This window comes from Kribbella koreensis (genome assembly GCF_039525325.1).
In the GTDB taxonomy this organism is placed as follows: Bacteria; Actinomycetota; Actinomycetes; order Propionibacteriales; family Kribbellaceae; genus Kribbella; species Kribbella koreensis.
In genome coordinates, this window is sequence record NZ_BAAAHK010000011.1 from 233,532 (window position 1) to 251,345 (window position 17,814).

A 17,814-nucleotide genomic window follows, 5' to 3' on the forward strand; every position below is an offset into this window, starting at 1 on the left:
CTGCTACGCGCCTAACGGCAGAACGCTTTCGAGCCATACACCGCCCTCAACCAGGACGCCGTCGTGATGGAGCACTTCACAGCGCTGAAAGAACCGGCGACGACCGTGACCGCGTCACTTTCGTATGTCGATCCTGAGGAGCCAGCGAAATGTTGATCAACTCCGTGGAGATCCGATCTTTCCGATCGATCAAGGACTCCGGGCTTCTCGAACTCGGCCCGGTAACAGTACTGATCGGGCGAAACAACTCGGGTAAATCAGCGCTACTACGGGCGATCTACCTGGTCCAGTCGGGCGCACACTTTCAGGAGGAGGATCGCCGCCTCCGCGAGAGAGGCGACGTTCAAGTACGACTCGGCCTGGCTCAGCCTTACGCATCGCCAGTGAAAGCCGTATATCGCAACGATGGACCTCCTCCAATCGACCTGGCGCTCGAGGTTACTGTGCCGCCAGCGGGTACGCCCGCTGTCCACGCAACCTGGCTGCAGGGAGCGGCTAGGAACAATATCTCCCCTCTGCCGTCGGCCAGGCCACATCACCTCTTCGTGCCGGTTTTCGCGCGCCGCAAGCCCCTCAGCAGCTACGACAGCAACGTCGACATCGATAAGTCGAGAAGCGTCGCTGTGAATGACCACAACCTGACGGCTTGGATACACTCCCTGACAGGTGACCACCCCGAGAGCCGACGATTTCGCGACCTCGTCGGCCAGGTTCTCGGCAATGAAACGTCCGTGAGTACGTTCCCCACACAGCACGGACAGCAACCGGGCCTAGCTGTCAGCCAGTACGAAGGCATCTCCCTAGACCGCATGGGCGAAGGCATAAGTGGCGTGCTCACTATCCTTGCCGAGTTGGCCAGCCCCGGTCCCCGCGTCCTGCTGATCGAAGAACCCGAGAATGACCTCCATCCCGAAGCCCTCCGAGAGTTGTTGCGCGTCATCATCGAGGCAGTGAATGAGCACGCCTGCCAGGTCATCGTTTCCACGCATAGCGACTTTGTTCTTCGTACCCTCGGCTCCACTCCTGGCGCAATAATCTACAAGAGCAGCCTGTCGCTGCACCCGGGCGACGGTCTGCCGACCACCGAATACACTCGCCTCCGCAGCGCCATCGAACGACGCGATGCGTTGGCGGACCTCGGTTACGACGTCACCGACCCCGTCGGCTGGCTGATCTTCGAAGAGAGCACGGCCGAGCGGTTCTTCCGGGAGGTCCTGATACCCTTTTTTGTTCCCCAGCTCGCTGGGTTCAGGACGCTCGCAGCCGGCGGCACCGGCAAGGTCAAGAAGATGTTCGAAGACCTACGTCGCTTCATGCTGTTCGTGCAGAAAGTCGAGGATTCAGAAGCCGAGCCGGAGCCCAGAGCGTGGGTCATTGTTGATGGAGACCAGTCCGGGCACGAGGCTGTCGCGGAGCTCGCTGGCAAATTCGAGCGCTGGCCTTCGGACCGCTTCGTGACACTCAGTGAGCCAACGATCGAAACCTACTACCCCGACTGCTTTCAGGAACGTGTCAAGGCCATCGAAGACGCACGTGCGGCCGGCGCGGATTGGAAGTCAGTTCAGGAGCAGAAGGGCGCGCTCGTCGTCGATGTCTGCTCCTGGTTCAGTGACACAGATGGCGCCAAGTCAGAAATCGAAGCGTCCGCGGGTGAGCTGATCGACCAATTGCGGATCATCGAAACCAGGCACCGTGAGCTCTACACCTAGGGCTGGCGGTCGACGGCCTGTGTGACCACTATGCGCGGGCGTCACGCGTGGTTCCGGACCCTGGACAAGTACCTCGAAAGGGTGGATGGGACCTCCCGGCTGCACCGGCGCCCTGTCGTAGGTCCCGCAGTGGTCGGCATGAGCGCGGTACGGGCGGCTGTCGATTTGCCGGGCGAAGCGTGGGCGCCACCGGGAGCCACAACCCGTTCGCACGTCGTTTGTGGCGCGCTGACGCTGGCAATGATGTGTCTCGATCTTGGTCGACATGCACGAACGAGGCCAACAAGCACTGTCAGCTCTCAAGCCGTGACGACAAACTCCACAAGCGCCAGAGCGCGGTACAAGTGGTTGCCCAGACCGCCCCGATCACTCCCGCGACCGCTGGTTGGCCCAGGACTGCCACCGTGATCAAGGCACCCAGGCACAAGATGTTCCCACCAAACAACAAGTACGTGAGGTGAGAGAAACGTCGACCGACGGTCGATGCTGAAGCGGAAGGTGGCCGGAGTGCATGGACCTCTTCCGTGTCAGCCGAGCCGGCGCTCGTCTTCGCCGTCTTACTCGCCCGGCGCAGGCCGTTCGTCGTATCGTTCACGTAGACGCCGCCTCTTCAGTAGGTGTCGCTGCGGGCCCTTCGTGGCCGCGAGGGGCCCGCAAACCTTCCAGATAATTGTCACCTACGTAGAGGCTCGCCGTCAGAACTCGCCAAAACTCGCCAACGTCGGCCACACACAGAGGAGTACCCCGATGCTTCGGATGCCCGACGAGGAAGACTTGCCGCCAGGCCCTGCGCGCGACCTCTCGCAGGAGCTCTTCAATCTCTACCTGCGAGCCGGGACCCCTTCCACACGTCTAATCGCCAAGATCATCGCGGACCGCGACCTCGCTGGGGCCCTTCGTCGTGACGCCATCCGCGAGGCGATTCGAGGGTTGCGCGTACCGCGATGGGAAAACCTCGAGGCACTGGTAGTCGTTCTCGTCACGCTACAGAGGACCTTTCACGAGCAACAACAGGTCGATCAGGTTATGAGCCGGATCAACAAGCTTTGGCTGCAAGCCATGAGCGCCCAGCAAACGACCAGCCGACGCCGGCCTCCTCGCGGGGCGCCTCCCGTTGACCTCGACGCTCCCCCGCCTTCCTTGGAGCCGCGCAACTCTGATCCGGAGCCAACTGCAGAGCTGAGTCGGCTGATCGGGCGCAACACCCCTGAGCGCGAACTGTTGACGGACCCCGAGATGGAAGAGAACCTGCCCGACCCATTCGCTCGGCCCTCACCCCTTCACGGGATGCCCGAACCAGGCCGGACGCTCACCTCAAATGCGGACTCCTCCAGTGCGACACAACGAGGCTCTGAAGCCAGTGGCGAGAACGCGTCGCACGGCCCGTCGAATGCGTCTACCTCGACGGAAACACACCAGCCAACAGTACGAAGGATATTGCGACCGGCCGGCGATTCGCCTGGGTCCCCCATCGACCAGCTAGCTAAAGAGCTAGATGACCTCTCCCGCGGCCGAGGCATCCGGGCGCCTGACGTCGGACGTCGACTGGGGCCGGGTTTGACAGCATTACTCGGCTATAGCGACATTGACGCCATGTCCCAGATCAGCGGACGAAGGCAACAATCACTCCAGGCCGAAATCCAAACGCTGCTACTAGACGCCGCTCAATACCTGCCGCAAGAGACTCAGGATGTATTTCTCGCCAGCCTTTCGGTTACTGATGAACAGGAGCTTCTGGCACGGCGTCTTGACACGTTGGGCACCGCATCGGGCCGTGGCAGAAGAACTATGATCCGCCGCCTTAGAGAGGCAAATCGAGCTGTTGCGCAAGTCCTCACTCGTAGACTCCGTCCTTCTAGCGACACTAATCCATTCGCAGAGCGCGGGTGGTTCATTGACAGAATCGAATCACACGCTGCCGTTGGATTGCATCGCATTCGATTGACCACTAGAAGCGATGTCAAATTCACCCACGACGGCGTCAAGGTACTCGAGGAGTCGATGTTCCTTAATGCGACAGCAGATGTGACGGTCGAGCCTCTAGAAGGAGTCGACTTCCTCGAAGTTGAGCAGCTGTCGGCAACCGTGAAACGCATTGCCATCCATCTCCCGCAGTCGTTTCACACCGCGGAGACTTATCGATATGGCCTCGCTGCGACCATTCCCGCCGAGCATTTCCGGCCATATAATGTCCTGGTGCCAATTCGTCGCACGCGATCTTTCCATGCAACGGTGTCGTTCGATTCTGACGTGGATGTCGATAAAGTTTGGACATACAATGGAGTGTTGCCGCCGCTTATTGAAGACGGCGCGCCTGTTGATCCGAGGTCAGTCGCCGCTGATCACGGGAAGTTCGTCGCCGCTGAGTGGCCAACAGTCCGCCAGGGTCTCGCCTACGGAATCGGCTGGAGCTTGAAGGCGTCACATTAGGCCGGTCGTCCATACTGAAGCGCAAGGCCTGCCTCGAGTTGTCGTAAGTCGCGAGATCAGGTTTTGGCGGCAAGCAGCAGGGCCTCCGCCAACTGACACGCGAAACGATCCCTGAAAAGCGGCGTTAAACCGCGCCACCTGGCTCGCTCAGGACTAGTGCTGGCAGCCTCGCCAGAGTCGTCTCCGACTCCCTAACCTGAGGGTCCGATGCACTGACCCCATGCAGCTCTCGGATACACCCGTATCCGAGTCCCGCCAGCGTACGGCGGATCACAGTTCGCGGGGACCTATGTCAGGCGCGCGAGCACCCCTGGGCGCCGTGGTCGTCAACAACGGATCTTGCCTGGGAACACCCGTGGGAACACACGAGAGATCACTGACGCTCACAAGGCACAGTGCCGCCAATCTGCTGATATTGCCCTGACGCCTAGAGAGCGCTCAGAGAAGCCCATGGTCACGGCAGCGCTCGGTTTCCTAAACCGTGCGTCGCAGGTTCGAATCCTGCCGGGGGCACCCTCTGCGACCACCCCTCTGCCGAGGCAGAATCGGGGTGTGAAGAAGCCTGAGACCGATCCTGTGATTGCCCGTAATCGCAAGGCTGCCCATGAGTATGAGCTGGGGGAGTCTTGGGAAGCCGGGATTGTGTTGCAGGGGATGGAAGTCAAGGGGTTGCGGGCTGGGCGGGCTTCGTTGGTGGGTGGGTTCGCTCAGGTCGAGGATGGCGAGATCTGGCTGCATGGGGTGCATATTCCGCAGTACTCGCAGGCTCGGTGGTTCGAGGGTGGGTCGCGGCGGAAGCGGAAGTTGTTGTTGCACCGGGCACAGATCGACAAGATCGAGCGGAAGGTCAACGAGAGCGGATTGACCATCGTGCCTACGGTTCTGTACTTCAAGGACGGGCGGGCGAAGGTGGAGATCGCGCTGGCCCGGGGGAAGAAGAGCTGGGACAAGCGGAACGCGCTCGCGGAGCGAGAGGCGACCCGCGAGGTCGAGCGCGCGGTCAGCCGGCGACTGAAGGGTCGCAAGGACTGATACGGGACCACTTGCCTGGGTAAGGCAAACGGTGGGTTACCCGGAGGCCAACATCCTGGAGCACTGACATCTGTCATGGGGTGGCCGTCGCCGGGTGGCTTACTGTCAGCGGTGATCAACCGTTTACCCCTCCCCCGGAGCCCTCGTGCCGTTTGTCGTGCGCTTGCGCCCCGCTGGTGCGTTGGCCGTCTGCGGGATCCTGCTGGTCCTGTCCGGGTGCTCCGGGCACGACTTGGCAGGTGAGACGCCGACTGTCACCGTGTCGCGGGGGAACTGCGGTACCGGGTGGAAGGATCCGCACAGCGGGGCGCAGACCGTTCAGGTCAGCAATGTGGGGACGGTGACTACCGAGGTCGACCTGATTGATCCGGCGACCGGTGGGGTGTACGCCGAGGTGGAGGGGCTTGCACCGAACACCAGTCGGCCCATGCAGCTCAACCTCGGGCGGGCGTCGTATGCGTTCCGGTGCTTGGCGGAGGACACCGATGCGGTGACTGGGCCGGCTATCCAGATCACTGATGGTCCTCCCCCACCGGTGCCGGCCGTCCTGCCTGTCACCAGCCAGGACCTGAGTGGTGCTGTTACGGAGTACCGGGGGTATGTCGGCGCGGGGCTCGGGAGGCTGGCGGGTGAGGTCAGCACGCTGGTACTGACGTTGCGGGGCGGGGATCTGGGGGCATCTCGGGCGGCGTGGTTGAGCGCGCATCTGGCGTATGAGCGGCTGGGGGCGGCGTACGACACGTTTGGCGACTTCGCCGATCAGATCGATGGGATGCCGGATGGGTTGCCTGCAGGGGTGCGGGATCCGGGGTTCGGTGGGTTGCGGCGGATTGAGTACGGGCTGTGGCATGGGCAGTCGCCTCGATCGCTGGTGGCTGTCGGGACTCAGCTTGCTGCTGCTGTCGCTGGGCTTCGCGAGGACTTCCCGAAGGAGCGGACGGATCCGAACGATCTGCCGCTGCGCGCCCACGAGATCATGGAGAACGCGCTGCAGTTCGAGCTGACTGGGCAGGCCGACCAGGGCGGCGGCACTGGGCTCGCCACCATTGGGGCGAACTTGGACGGCACGCAGGCGGTACTACGTGCGCTCGCGCCGGTCATGAGCACGCGGTACTCCGGCTGGCCGCAGGTAGCCACGTGGATCGCGACCACCCGACGCCTGGTCGCCAAGGGGCACCGGCCGGACGGCACCTGGATCGCACCCACCGCGCTGGACCAGCAGACCCGTACACGCCTCAACGCCGCCGTCAGCCAACTGGTGGAAGTACTGGCGCCAATCGCTGCCATCGGCGACGTCAGGAGAACCTCATGAGCACCCCCGACGACCAGCCGGCCGGGGACCGGCCCGGCACGGTGCGGCCCGGCACCGGGCACTCCGGCACGGGGCGGTCCGGCGCGACGCGCCCCAACCCGGAGCAATCCGGCGCGGAGCGGGCGGGCACGGGACAGTCCACCTCCGGGCGGGCCAGCGGGGCGACGTCGGGCGCGGGGCGGGCGGGGACTGGTCGGCGGGCGTTTCTGCGGGGTGCGCTGACGGCTGGGGTTACTGGGGTTGCGGTTGGGGCGGGTGCGGGGGCCGGGAATGCCCGGGTGGGAAGGGCCGACGCGGCGCCGGCGAGCGATCCCGTCGTGCCGTTTCATGGGGTGCATCAGGCTGGGGTTACTACGCCGGCTCAGCCGCAGGCCGTTCATGTGTCATTTGATGTGCTTGCCCAGAATCGCGCTGAGCTCACCGAGCTGTTCCGGACGTTGACCGACAGGGCCCGCTTTCTCACCGCCGGTGGGACGCCGCCGGATCCGGGGATCTCGGCGCCGCCGACCGATTCCGGCGTACTCGGGCCGACAGTTCCTGCCGACCGGCTGACGGTCACCGTCGGCGTCGGGGCCTCGTTGTTCGACGATCGGTACGGGCTGGCCAACCGCAAGCCATCCGGGCTGACCCGCATGACCACCTTCCCCAACGACCACCTCGATCCCGCCGAGAGCCATGGCGACCTGAGCCTGCAGTTGTGCGCCGACAACCGCGACACGGTGGTGCACGCATTGCGCGACATCGCCCGGCACACCCGCGGCGCGATGCAGGTCCGGTGGCGGTACGAGGGGTTCACCTCACCGCCCCGGCCCGCAGGCACTCCCCGCAATCTGATGGGGTTCAAGGACGGTACGTCCAACCTGGACATCGACGACGCGGCCCTGATGGACAAGCTGGTGTGGTTGCCGCCAGCAACCGATCAGCCGTGGGCCGAGGGCGGCAGCTACCAGGTCGTACGGCGAATCCGCATGCTGGTGGAGTTCTGGGACCGGGTCTCCATCAACGAGCAGGAGAACATGTTCGGCCGGCGGCGCGACACCGGCGCCCCGCTCGACGGCAACGACGAGCACGACGTACCGAACTTCGCCGCCGACCCGATCGGCGCGGCGATCCCGCTGACCAGCCACATCCGCCGGGCGAATCCGCGCACCCCGCAGAGCGACGAAAGCCGCATCCTGCGCCGGCCGTACAACTATGACCGTGGCGTGGACAACGTCGGCAACCTCGACATGGGGCTGGTCTTCGTCTGCTACCAGCGCGATCTCCAGCGCCAGTTCGAAACCATCCAGAAGCGGCTGGCCGACGAGCCGCTGGTCGATTACATCCAGCCGGTGGGTGGCGGCTACTTCCTCATTCTGCCCGGGGTCCGGGACTCCGCCGACCATCTCGGCCGCGGGTTGCTCGCATGAAGTGCTTCACCAAAGGAGGCAATTGTGGTCCTCAAACCTCGTACCTGGAGTAAACGAACCCGAACGGCGGCGATCACCGGCGTCGCCGGGGCCGGCGTGCTGGCGCTGGTCGCCGCGGCCGGTCCCGCCTGGGCCGGCGACGGCTGGTGGCATCACGATGGCGGCGACCATCCCAAGCCACCGGTGACCGCCAGTACGCCGATCAAGCACCTGGTCGTCATCTTCGACGAGAACATCTCGTTCGACCACTACTTCGGCACCTACCCGAACGCTGCCAACACCGACGGCACCAAGTTCCAGGCGGCCCGCCACACGCCGCACATCAACGGCCTGACGCCGACGCTGCTCGAGCACAACCCGAACCAGTTCAACCCGAGCCGGCTGAGCCACGAGCAGGCGATGACCTGCGACCAGAACCACGGCTACGGCGCGGAGCAGAAGGCGTACAACGGCGGCAAGGCCGACAAGTTCGTCGAGTACACCGAGACCGACAAGTGCACCGGCCAGCCGATCCTGTACGGCGCGCCCGGCCTGGTCATGGACTACTACGACGGCAACACGGTCACCGGGCTGTGGAACTACGCCCAGCACTACGCAATGAGCGACAACTCGTACAGCAGCAACTACGGTCCCTCCTCGCCCGGTGCGATCAACCTGATCTCCGGTCAGACCCACGGGATCTACGCCGTCGACTCGGTCACCGGCAAGAAGGTCACCGACGCCTACACCGTCGCGTCGCCGGACGCGAACGGCGTCGGCACGATGATCAACGACCCGGACCCGGCGTTCGACGACTGCTCGGACAACAACCACACGTCGAAGAACGCGCTCGGCGTGATGACCGGCAAGAACGTCGGCGACCTGCTGAGCAAGCAGGGCGTCACCTGGGGCTGGTTCCAGGGCGGCTTCCGGCCGACCAGTACCGCCAACGGGTACTCCGTCTGCGGCGCCACGCACCAGAACGTCGGCGGCAACACAGTGGTCGACTACAGCCCGCACCACAACCCGTTCGAGTACTACCAGTCGACCAGCAACCCCAAGCACCTGCCGCCGACCTCGGTCGCCAAGATCGGGCAGACCGACCAGGCCAACCACCAGTACGACCTGACCGACTTCTCCGCTGCCACGAAGGCGGGCAACCTGCCGGCGGTCAGCTTCCTGAAGGCTGGGGAGTACCAGGATGGCCACGCCGGCTACTCGGACCCGCTGGACGAGCAGCACTTCCTGGTCAACACGATCAACGAGCTACAGAAGTCCAAGGACTGGGCCTCGACCGCAGTGGTCGTCGCGTATGACGACTCCGACGGCTGGTACGACCACGTGACGCCGCCGCTCCGCAACGGTTCCGCGGACCCGGCCAACGACCAGCCGGCACTATGCGGCGGCAAGCCGGCCGCTGGCGGGTACGCCGACCGCTGTGGCTTCGGTCCGCGGCAGCCGCTGCTGGTGATCAGCCCGTTCAGCAAGACCAACTACGTCGACCACAAACGGACCGACCAGACCTCGATCCTCAAGTTCATCGAGGACAACTGGCGGACCGGCTCGATCGGCGATTCCTCGTACGACGCCCGCGCCGGCTCACTGACCGGCATGCTCGACTTCCACCACCGCCCGAACCCCCGGCCGGTACTGCTCAACCCGGCCACCGGGGCCGTCACCAAGCACTGACACGCAAGACCTCGGGGCCGGACGATTCGTCGTCCGGCCCCGAGGTGTTGTTCGGCCGCCGCCGGGGGTTCGGGAAGATAGCCGCATGGACGAGGACTCTCTGACCGAGCAGGCGAACCTGACGGAAGCCGACGCCGAGCGCGTCCGGCAGGAAGTCGAGAGTGCCGCCGCCGACCCGGCGGCCCAGGAGGAGTGGATCCGGCAGTCCAATCTGGTCTACGGCGGACTGGCGGCTGCCGGGCTGGTGGTCGTGCAGCCGTTCCTGACCGAGGACCCGCTCGACCTGGCGGCGACGGTGTGCGTCGTCGCGTTCGCGGTCTCGATCCCGTTGCTCGCCGCGCTGCTGGTGCTGAACCGGCAGGAGTCCTTCCGGCGCCGGACGAGCACGTCGGCGCTCGTCGGGGTGGCGAAGGCGGTTGCCCAGGGTTCGGCGTTCGTCGGGCTCACGGCAGCCTTCTGGCACATCTCCCTCGGTGCGGGCATCGTGTTCCTGGTGATGGGGTTCGTGGCGGTCGGAGTGCACTCCTCGGGTTACGTGCAGCTCGAGTACGACTCGAGGTTCCGCTCGAGATTCCGCCGTATGTCGGATCGGGGCACCGCCGTTCGTGGTGATGGTGCAGGGGCAACTGTTGCCCCGAGAGGAGACGACAGTGACTGAGTATCTGATCACCTTCAACGACGAGTGGGTGCCCGAGCACACGCCCGAGCAGATCCAGGCGAAGTCGGCCGCGGTGAAGCCCGTAATCGACGAGATGAAGGCGGCCGGCGTCTTCGTCTTCAGCAACGGCGCCCTCGACGCCTCGACCGTGCTCTGCAGCGTCACCGCCCAGGACGGCCGGCCGGTCTTCAGCGACGGCCCCTACGTCGAGTCCAAGGAACACCTCGGCGGCTTCTGCGTCATCCGCGTCCCCGACGACGAAACCGCCCGCCACTGGGCCGGCCGCCTAGCCGTAGCCCTCGACTGGCCCCAAGAACTGCAACGGTTCCCGCCTGCCGTCGGAGGCTGAACCGGGTTTTTGCAACAAAGTGCAGAATCGGGGCTTCCGTCTTGAATTCCTTCGCGTCTGAAACCAGCCTTCAGTCTGACCCGGGCAAATGACCGAACGACTTCAGAAGGGCTTCACTATGCGCCACCGCATCATCGCGGCACTCGCAGGGACAGCACTCGTTTGTGTCGCCGGGCTCCAGGCCGCTCCGGGGATTGCCGCTTCAGGAAAAGCACCCCAGCCGACGCTGCACAACGCAGAGTTCTCGGTCGGCGTGGACGGGAAGACCACCACCCGGATCGACGGCAAAGTAGCGACGGCCGCACCCGGCAAGGTACTCACCAATTACTACAACGGCTGGAGATTCCAGAACAAGACGATCTGCCAGGACAACAACATCGGCGCCACCTGGCCGATAGAGGCGGCCGGCAACGCCTTCGAGTCGGGCACGGTCAACCCGGTACTCACCTATGCCGGGCCGGGCTCGAACTGTCCGGCCAGCATTCCGCCGTACCAGGTCATTCACTACTCCGTTTACAACGCCAACGACAACAGGTGCTCCAAAGCGACCGGCCAATGGACCGGCGATGCGCCGAAGATCTGGGCGACCGAGGTCGAAATCCAGATGAACAACTACTACCCCAGTTGCAAATCCTCCGCGCAGCACCTGGCGAACCATGTCTCGAGGATCACCGGTCAGGCGCTCGGCCTGGCGGAGTTCACCGAGACCAGCGGTAACCCCTACATCATGAACACGGGCAACGCCAATATCTACAGTTATGCCGGGTCCGGCGACCGGACCAATCTTTACTGGCTCTACAACTGACCGAGCAGCCGGACAGCGGACCGGCATCGTCGCTGGATTGACGATGCCGGTCCGTTCGGTCAGCGGCCGGTGAGGTCGTTGAGTTTGTCGGTGGCCGTGTTGGTGAGGCCTTCGGTCGGTACTTCGATGCCGGTGGCGTCGGCGAGTTGGTCGCCGGCTGTGTTGGCGTGGTCCTGGGCCTGGTCGGTCAGGCCTTCGGCCTGGTTGGTGAGGCCTTCGGCGGATTCGGTGGCCTGGTCGGTGACGCCGCCGAGGTCTACGCCGGTGGCTTCGGTGACCTTGTCCGTCGCGGATTGGAGGAGTTCGGACGCCTTGTCCTTGAGGCTGTCGAAGAAGCTCATCTGCTGACCCTTCAGTCGTTGTCGGCTAGGAGGGGAGTCACCGACCGTAGCAAGGCAGGGTAAGAGGTTGCTGAGAGCTGACGATCTCCTTGGGTGGTGGCTGTTCGCGATATATCGTCGGATTATCGTGATGGCTCGGTAAGGAGTGGTTGGGATGACGGGTTCGGCGTTTGTCGGTGGGTGGCCCGGGTTCGGGCGGCTGGATTGTGATGGGTTCGAGCAACTGAAGGAAGAGCTGCGCGCGGCGATGACGGGGCAGCGTGGCCGGCGCGGTGGGCAGCAGACGTTCGGTGGGCATCCGTTCGGCGGGCAGAACCCGTGGGCGATGTTCGGCGGGCCGCAGTGGGGTGGCGGGCCGCGTGGGTTCAGCAGGGGCCCGAAGGCGCGGCGGGGCGACGTACGGGCGGCGATTCTCGCAGTACTGGCGGAGCAGCCGATGAATGGTTACCAGATCATTCAGGAGGTCGCCGAGCGCAGTGGCGGAGCCTGGAAGCCCAGCCCTGGTTCGATTTATCCGACCTTGCAGCAGCTCGAGGACGAGGGGCTGGTGACGGCCGATGCGGCGACCGGGCGGCGGACGTTCACGCTGACCGACGAGGGTCGCGCCTACGTCGCCGAGCACGCCGACGAGGTCTCGGCGCCCTGGGAGGCGATGTCGGCGCAGGACGACGACGAGAACGGGCTGAAGCCGATCCTCGGGCAGGTCGCGACGGCGATGTGGCAGATCATGGCCGCCGGTTCGGCCGAGCAGCAGGCCAAGGCGCGGGACGCGTTGATCACCTTGCGCCGCACGCTCTACTCCATCCTCGCGGATGACGACGACGGTGACCGGTCATGAGCGGATACCTCCCCGCCAGAGGGTCGCTGCGCATCGGTGACGCCGAGCGCGACACCGCCGTCGAGCAGTTGAGCGAGCACTTCGTCGCCGGCCGGCTGACGCAGGAGGAGTTCGAGGAGCGCAGCGACCAGGCGACCAGGGCCCGGTACGCCGATGAGGTCGAACTCCTCTTCGCCGACCTCCCAGAACTGGAGTCGGCCAACCCGGGCCACCCCAGACGCAAAGGCCGCCCCGGCCCACCGCCCCCGCTGATGTTCATCCTCCCCGTGCTGATGATCGGGCTGGTCGCCTCAGCGGTGATACTGGCAGCGCCCTGGTTGCTGTGGATGCTCTTCTGGGTCGCCATGATCAGCGGACCCGTCCGCCACCAGCGCTGGCACCAGGGCGGCCGACGGGGTTAGGACCCGGACACTAGGCTCTGCCTGCATGAGCTCCAGAAGGCCACGCCGGGCACTCCGCGCGCTGATCGTCGTCTTGTTGATCCTCGCCGGCCTCGCCGTCGCCGCCGACCGGATCGGTGAGTCGCTCGCCGAGGGCCAGTTGGCCAAGTCGGCGGCCGACGAGGCAGCGAAGTACGACGTCACCGCGGCCGAAACCAAGGTGGAGATCGGGGGCTTCGGCTTCCTGCCGCAGTTGGCCAGGAGCAAGTTCGACCAGGTCACGATGACCATGCGCGAGCCGGAGATCGAGAAGATCGCGGCCGAGGACCTGACCGTCGACATGCACGGCATCCACGTACCCCGCGAGGCCCTGACCGGTGACCGGAGCGCCGCGGTCACCGTGGACCGGGCCGACGTCAAGCTGCGTCTGTCCCCGTCCGCGCTGGCCAGACTCACCGCGAACACCAGGGGCATCGACAAGCTCACGCTGCAGACCGTCAGCGGCAACCTGGTGGCCAAGGCGACCATCCAGGGCCTGAACGTCTCCGCGACGGTACGGCCCGAGGCGCGCAACGGCCGGATCGGGCTGGTGGTCGACGAGAGCACCCTGCAAGGCATCCCCGAGCAACTCCGCGGCACGGTCGGCGCGATCCTGTCGCGCGGCATCGTCGTACCGGAGCTGCCCTTCAAGGCCAAGCTCCAGCAGGTCGCGATCGAAGGCCAGTCCATCGTCCTGACCGCGGCAGCCACCAACCTCCAGCTCTCCGGAGCCTGAAAACCTTACAAACCGCGGGCCGCAAGGGCAGCTATCGCAGTGGCGATCTCGGCTGGGTTGGAGATCAGGGTCAGGTGGTTGGCATCCGGAATCAACGTCGGCGCCGGCGCACCGATCCGGTCGGCGGTCTCGGCGGCGTTGCCGCCGTTGGTGTCTCGAGCGCCGAAGACGACCGACGTCGGGACCGGTACGTCGCGAAGCTTCGCCAACCGATCAGCTGCGACTGCAGGGATCCCGCCCGACGTCATCTGCCAGACGGCCTGTTCGGCACCCGGCTGACGAAACGGGCGGACCCACTGCTCGACGTCCATCGGCGGACACGACGCACCGCAGGTGGACTTGTAGATCCGTTTGAGCAGCCAGTCGGACCCCAGCACCATCCGGAACAGCGTCGTCCGGTACGGCGGCACGATCACGCCCGTCGGCGGCCTAACGCCGGGAAGCGGCAGCCCGTCGCCGTCGAGGAACATCAGCCCGCCGATCCGGCCCGGCTGCTCCAGCGTCGCCTCGGCCGCGATCCCCGCGCCGAGCGAGTGCCCGACCAGCACCGGCCGTGGTTGCCCAGGGCCCCCAAGATGCATCGCATCCAGGAAGCCGAGCAACTGCGCCGCGAGATGCTCGACCGTGTACGGCGCCTTGCGCTCGCTGTACCCGTAGCCGGTGACGTCGTACGCGTAGACCCGATGCGTCTTGGCCAGCAACGGCACCAGGCGCGACCACGTGTCGACCGACTCCACCGAGCCGTGCACGAGTACCACCGGTGTGCCAGTCGTGCCCCAGCTGTCGTAGCGGGTGTTGACGTCACCCGCCTGCACGAACTTCAGCCCTTCCGGCGCCGGCTCCGTGCCGCCGGTGAAGGCGTTGTACGTCAGTGAGCCGGCCGTGACGACCAGGAGGAACACGACGATCGCGATGAGAGCCCGCCGCAGGAACCGTTTCACCGGCCAAGTCTGACCGACCACGCAAGCGGAGGTTCACTGGGCTTCCCGAAGTACCGGGGGTTAGGTGATGCTGAGCGGATGGGGATAGTTGGGCGGGGGCGGGAGCTCGGTGCGCTGCGCGGGTGGCTCGATGACGCGCGCGGCGGCAGGGGCCGGCTAGTGGTCTGTGGGGGCGAGGCGGGGATCGGGAAGACCCGGCTGGCTCAGGAGTTCGCGGGGATGGCGCTGGCGGCCGGTACTGCTGTCTCTTGGGGCCGTTGCGTCGAGGGAGAGGGCGCGCCTGCCTACTGGCCGTGGCGGCAGGTTCTGCGCGGGCTGAGGGTGGACGCCGACGAGGTACTCGCGGGAGATGACCGCTTCGGCCTGTTCGAGGCCGTTACTGAGGCCATAGCGCAGGCCGCGGGTTCGCAGGGGCTGGTGATCCTGCTGGACGACGTCCACCGCGCGGATGAGCCGTCTCTGCTGGTACTACGGCATCTCGCGGCCCAGGTGAGCGACTTGCCGGTACTAGTCCTCGCTACCCATCGCCTAGGTGAGCCGGGGAGCGCACGCGTGCTCGCCGAACTGCCTGCCGAGCGTCTGGAGCTCCGGGGGCTCGATCTCGGAGCTGTGCGGGAGCAACTGCCGATGGCCTCGGCGGAGCAAGCCGAGCAGGTCTTCCAGGTGACCGGTGGCAACCCGCTGTTCGTCACCGAAGTCGGGCGGGCGATCGCCGACGGCTCGTGGCAGCCGGACCGGCCGCCGCGGTCGGTGCTGGACATCGTTGCGGGCCGGCTCGACCGGGTCAGTGGCGACTGCCGGCGGATGGTGCAGGCGGCGGCGATCGTCGGGCGGGACTTCCAGCTCACCACAGTTGCTCCGGTGCTGGACCTGACCGTTGAAGACTGCTTGCCACTCGTCGACGAGGCCATCGCCTTCGGTTTCCTTGATCAGCCGGGACGGTTCAGCCACGCGCTGACCCGCGATGCGGTGGCTGCTTCGCTCGGTACCGCCGAACGGGCCGCCCTGCATCGCGGGATCGCGGAGGCGTTGGAGCGGCAGCACGCGGGCGACCTGAGTGAGCACCTGGTGGAGATCGCTCGGCATCGGGCGCATTTGGCGCAGTATGGGGAGGGGCCGATCGCGCAGTACTGGTTGACCCTGGCCGGCGACGAGGCGGTCCGGCGGCTGGCGTACGAGGAAGGTGTGCGGCTCTATCAAGCGGCCTGGGAGATCGCACCTCCAAAGCCTGATGAACGTTGCGCAAGGCAAATAACTCTTGGACGAGCGGCCCGGCTGGCCGGTGATCTGCCGACTTGCGTCAAAGCGGCAACCGAGGCCGCGGCGGCCGCGATGGATGACGAACAGCGGGCCGAGGCAGCGCTCGTCCTCGAGGCCGTCCCTGACCCTGGGATCAACACGGTCGCCAAGCGCCTGTGCGAGGAAGCCATGGCCGGCCAAGTGACCGATGCGACCAGGGCGAGGCTGCTGGCCCAGCGCAGCCACCTCGCCTTCTACGACGGTGAACAGGACCGCACGGACGAACTCAGCCGAGCAGCCCTCGGCCTAGCCCGCCAGGCACACGCCGACCAGACGACTGTCGGCCAAGCGCTCGTCAGCCAGGCACTCGCCGAGCAGGCGCTGGCTGATGCACTGCATGCCCGGCAGGAGGCTTGCCCAGGACCGGCCGGGCGCGCCGAACGGTTGCAGCTGGCAACGGAGATGCTCGAGCTCGCCCAGCGGACCAGCAATCCCCGCGCAGCCATGTGGGGTGAGCTCTGGCGGCTGGACGCCCTGATCGAGAGCGGTCGACTGGCAGCAGCGGCAGAGGATTTGCCCGCTCTGGAGGTCGCGGTCGAGAGAGTAGGCGGCCCGGTCAGCGCCTGGCATCACGACCGCGTCGCCGCGTGTATCGCCCAGGCTCGCGGGCGGTACGACGAGGCTGCCACGGTTGCCCGGCGCGGGTTCGAGCGGATGCGGGTGATCGAGAAGGCACCGGCCACCGGCGCGTACTTCGCCTTGCTGGCGGCGCTGGCCGGTCACGTCGGGGTCAGCCCGGAGGTCGCCCGGCAGGCGTTCGACCCGCCGCCCCGGTTCGCGACGATGGCTCATTTGTCGCGTGCGTATCTCCAGACCTGTGCAGGGCTCACGAGCGAGGCGGCCGCGTCGTACCGGCAGGCCGGCCCGCTCGACACCTGGTCGCTACCCGTCTTCTTCACCCTGCCCGGGTATGTGTACGCCGCCCTCGCCTGCGCGGGCATCGGCCGGTACGACGACCTAGCGGAACTCCTGCGCCGGCTCGAACCGTTCCGGGGTGAGCACGCGGTCGGCAACGGCGTTGCGTACCTGGGTCCCGTTGAGTTGACGGTCGGCCGCGGGGCCGCAGTACTCGGTCGGCTGGACGATGCCGTCGAGGACCTGACCGCTGCGGTCCACCAGGCTGGGTCTGCGGGTGCGCCGGGGTTCGTCGCCGAAGCGCAGTACCACCTCGCCCGGACTCTCCTCGAGCGCAACCGTCCTGGCGACCGGGCGCTGGCCGAATCCAACTCGCGCGATGCAGCGCGGTTGATCAGCGCCCTCGGGATGACCGCCTACCAAACACCGAGCCAGGAACCTGTGTTGAGCACGCGAGAGACCGAGGTGGCGGCCCTCGTCGCCGAAGGCCTCACGAACCGGCAGATCGCGACCCGGCTGGTGCTGTCCGAGCGGACCGCGCAGAACCACGTCCAGCACATCCTCACCAAGCTCGGCTTCACCACCCGCAGTCAGATCGCCACCTGGGCGACCCGCGGGCAGTTGAGTACCGCGATGAGTGATTCGGCGGATTCGCGCAAGCCGGCCGGCTCCTAACTTGATCCGTGTGGCCGCAACCGCAGCCGCCCGAACAAAGGAGCCAGCCATGCAATGGATCGCGATCGCCACCCCGCCGTTCGCCTCGATCGACCAGTTCGACAAGGTGATGGAGCACGTCGGCGCCGAGCCCGAGGGCCTCCAGGCCCGGTACGTCGGTACGGCACCGGACGGCCTGCGCGTCGTCACCCTGTGGGAGTCCAAGGACGCCGCCGACCGCTTCTTCGCCGACCGTCTCGGGCCGGCGCTGGCCAAGGCGCTCGGCCCCGAACCGGCCGGTCAGCCCACCGTCGTCGGGGTCGACGTCGCCCGCACCTACACCCGCTGACCCGCGCCGG

Annotated in this window: 16 protein-coding genes; 14 read left to right on the plus strand and 2 right to left on the minus strand. The window is 66.1% G+C overall.

The features are described from left to right. Nucleotides 1–149: 149 nt before the first annotated feature. The 9 genes from ABD116_RS23080 to ABD116_RS23120 all read left to right on the plus strand — a co-directional run bounded on the left by ABD116_RS23080 (nucleotide 150) and on the right by ABD116_RS23120 (nucleotide 11,372). Nucleotides 150–1,709 (plus strand): ATP-dependent nuclease, encoded by a 1,560-nt coding sequence (locus tag ABD116_RS23080; protein WP_343973823.1) that lies wholly within the window; start codon nucleotides 150–152, stop codon nucleotides 1,707–1,709. Nucleotides 1,710–2,465: 756 nt separating this feature from the next. Beyond that, a complete protein-coding gene (locus ABD116_RS23085) occupies nucleotides 2,466–4,139 on the plus strand; it encodes a hypothetical protein (protein ID WP_343973826.1) in 1,674 nt (557 codons plus the stop codon). 531 nt (nucleotides 4,140–4,670) lie between these two features. Continuing rightward, entirely contained in the window at nucleotides 4,671–5,171 is a 501-nt protein-coding gene (gene smpB, locus ABD116_RS23090; RefSeq protein ID WP_343973956.1) for an SsrA-binding protein SmpB, read from the plus strand. A gap of 145 nt (nucleotides 5,172–5,316) precedes the next feature. Continuing rightward, nucleotides 5,317–6,483: an imelysin family protein gene (locus ABD116_RS23095; protein WP_343973829.1), complete on the plus strand. Its 1,167-nt coding sequence runs from the start codon at nucleotides 5,317–5,319 to the stop codon at nucleotides 6,481–6,483. Beyond that, complete coding sequence (gene efeB, locus ABD116_RS23100; protein ID WP_343973832.1) at nucleotides 6,480–7,892, plus strand: iron uptake transporter deferrochelatase/peroxidase subunit; 1,413 nt, start codon at nucleotides 6,480–6,482, stop codon at nucleotides 7,890–7,892. The genes ABD116_RS23095 and efeB overlap by 4 nt, the downstream gene beginning before the upstream one ends. 24 nt (nucleotides 7,893–7,916) lie before the next feature. Next, complete coding sequence (locus tag ABD116_RS23105; RefSeq protein WP_343973835.1) at nucleotides 7,917–9,560, plus strand: phospholipase C; 1,644 nt, start codon at nucleotides 7,917–7,919, stop codon at nucleotides 9,558–9,560. A gap of 85 nt (nucleotides 9,561–9,645) precedes the next feature. Continuing rightward, nucleotides 9,646–10,218 carry a hypothetical protein gene (locus tag ABD116_RS23110; protein ID WP_343973839.1) on the plus strand — a complete coding sequence of 191 codons (573 nt, stop codon included), beginning with the start codon at nucleotides 9,646–9,648 and terminating at the stop codon, nucleotides 10,216–10,218. Beyond that, nucleotides 10,211–10,567 (plus strand): YciI family protein, encoded by a 357-nt coding sequence (locus ABD116_RS23115; RefSeq protein WP_343973842.1) that lies wholly within the window; start codon nucleotides 10,211–10,213, stop codon nucleotides 10,565–10,567. Before ABD116_RS23110 ends, ABD116_RS23115 begins: the two co-directional genes overlap by 8 nt. A gap of 88 nt (nucleotides 10,568–10,655) precedes the next feature. Further along, a complete protein-coding gene (locus tag ABD116_RS23120) occupies nucleotides 10,656–11,372 on the plus strand; it encodes a hypothetical protein (protein WP_343973845.1) in 717 nt (238 codons plus the stop codon). Nucleotides 11,373–11,431: 59 nt separating this feature from the next. Here ABD116_RS23120 and ABD116_RS23125 read toward each other — a convergent pair whose 3' ends face one another. Next, entirely contained in the window at nucleotides 11,432–11,713 is a 282-nt protein-coding gene (locus ABD116_RS23125; RefSeq protein ID WP_343973848.1) for a hypothetical protein, read from the minus strand. A 154-nt stretch (nucleotides 11,714–11,867) separates the two neighbouring features. Here ABD116_RS23125 and ABD116_RS23130 point away from each other — a divergent pair, with 154 nt between their 5' ends. From ABD116_RS23130 to ABD116_RS23140, 3 genes are read left to right on the plus strand one after another with little or no spacing between them, the layout of a single operon-like run. Then, nucleotides 11,868–12,551: a PadR family transcriptional regulator gene (locus ABD116_RS23130; RefSeq protein ID WP_343973851.1), complete on the plus strand. Its 684-nt coding sequence runs from the start codon at nucleotides 11,868–11,870 to the stop codon at nucleotides 12,549–12,551. Beyond that, complete coding sequence (locus ABD116_RS23135; protein ID WP_343973854.1) at nucleotides 12,548–12,952, plus strand: DUF1707 SHOCT-like domain-containing protein; 405 nt, start codon at nucleotides 12,548–12,550, stop codon at nucleotides 12,950–12,952. Before ABD116_RS23130 ends, ABD116_RS23135 begins: the two co-directional genes overlap by 4 nt. Nucleotides 12,953–12,977: 25 nt before the next feature. Continuing rightward, on the plus strand, nucleotides 12,978–13,706 hold the full coding sequence (locus tag ABD116_RS23140) for an LmeA family phospholipid-binding protein (protein ID WP_343973856.1): 729 nt from the start codon (nucleotides 12,978–12,980) through the stop codon (nucleotides 13,704–13,706). Nucleotides 13,707–13,711: 5 nt separating this feature from the next. Here ABD116_RS23140 and ABD116_RS23145 read toward each other — a convergent pair whose 3' ends face one another. Further along, nucleotides 13,712–14,647, minus strand: coding sequence for an alpha/beta fold hydrolase (locus ABD116_RS23145; RefSeq protein ID WP_343973858.1), 936 nt, complete (start codon nucleotides 14,645–14,647; stop codon nucleotides 13,712–13,714). A 78-nt stretch (nucleotides 14,648–14,725) separates the two neighbouring features. Between ABD116_RS23145 and ABD116_RS23150 the strand changes: the two genes are divergently transcribed. Next, complete coding sequence (locus ABD116_RS23150) at nucleotides 14,726–17,476, plus strand: ATP-binding protein (RefSeq protein ID WP_343973861.1); 2,751 nt, start codon at nucleotides 14,726–14,728, stop codon at nucleotides 17,474–17,476. A gap of 49 nt (nucleotides 17,477–17,525) precedes the next feature. After that, entirely contained in the window at nucleotides 17,526–17,804 is a 279-nt protein-coding gene (locus tag ABD116_RS23155) for a hypothetical protein (protein ID WP_343973864.1), read from the plus strand. Nucleotides 17,805–17,814: the final 10 nt, after the last annotated feature.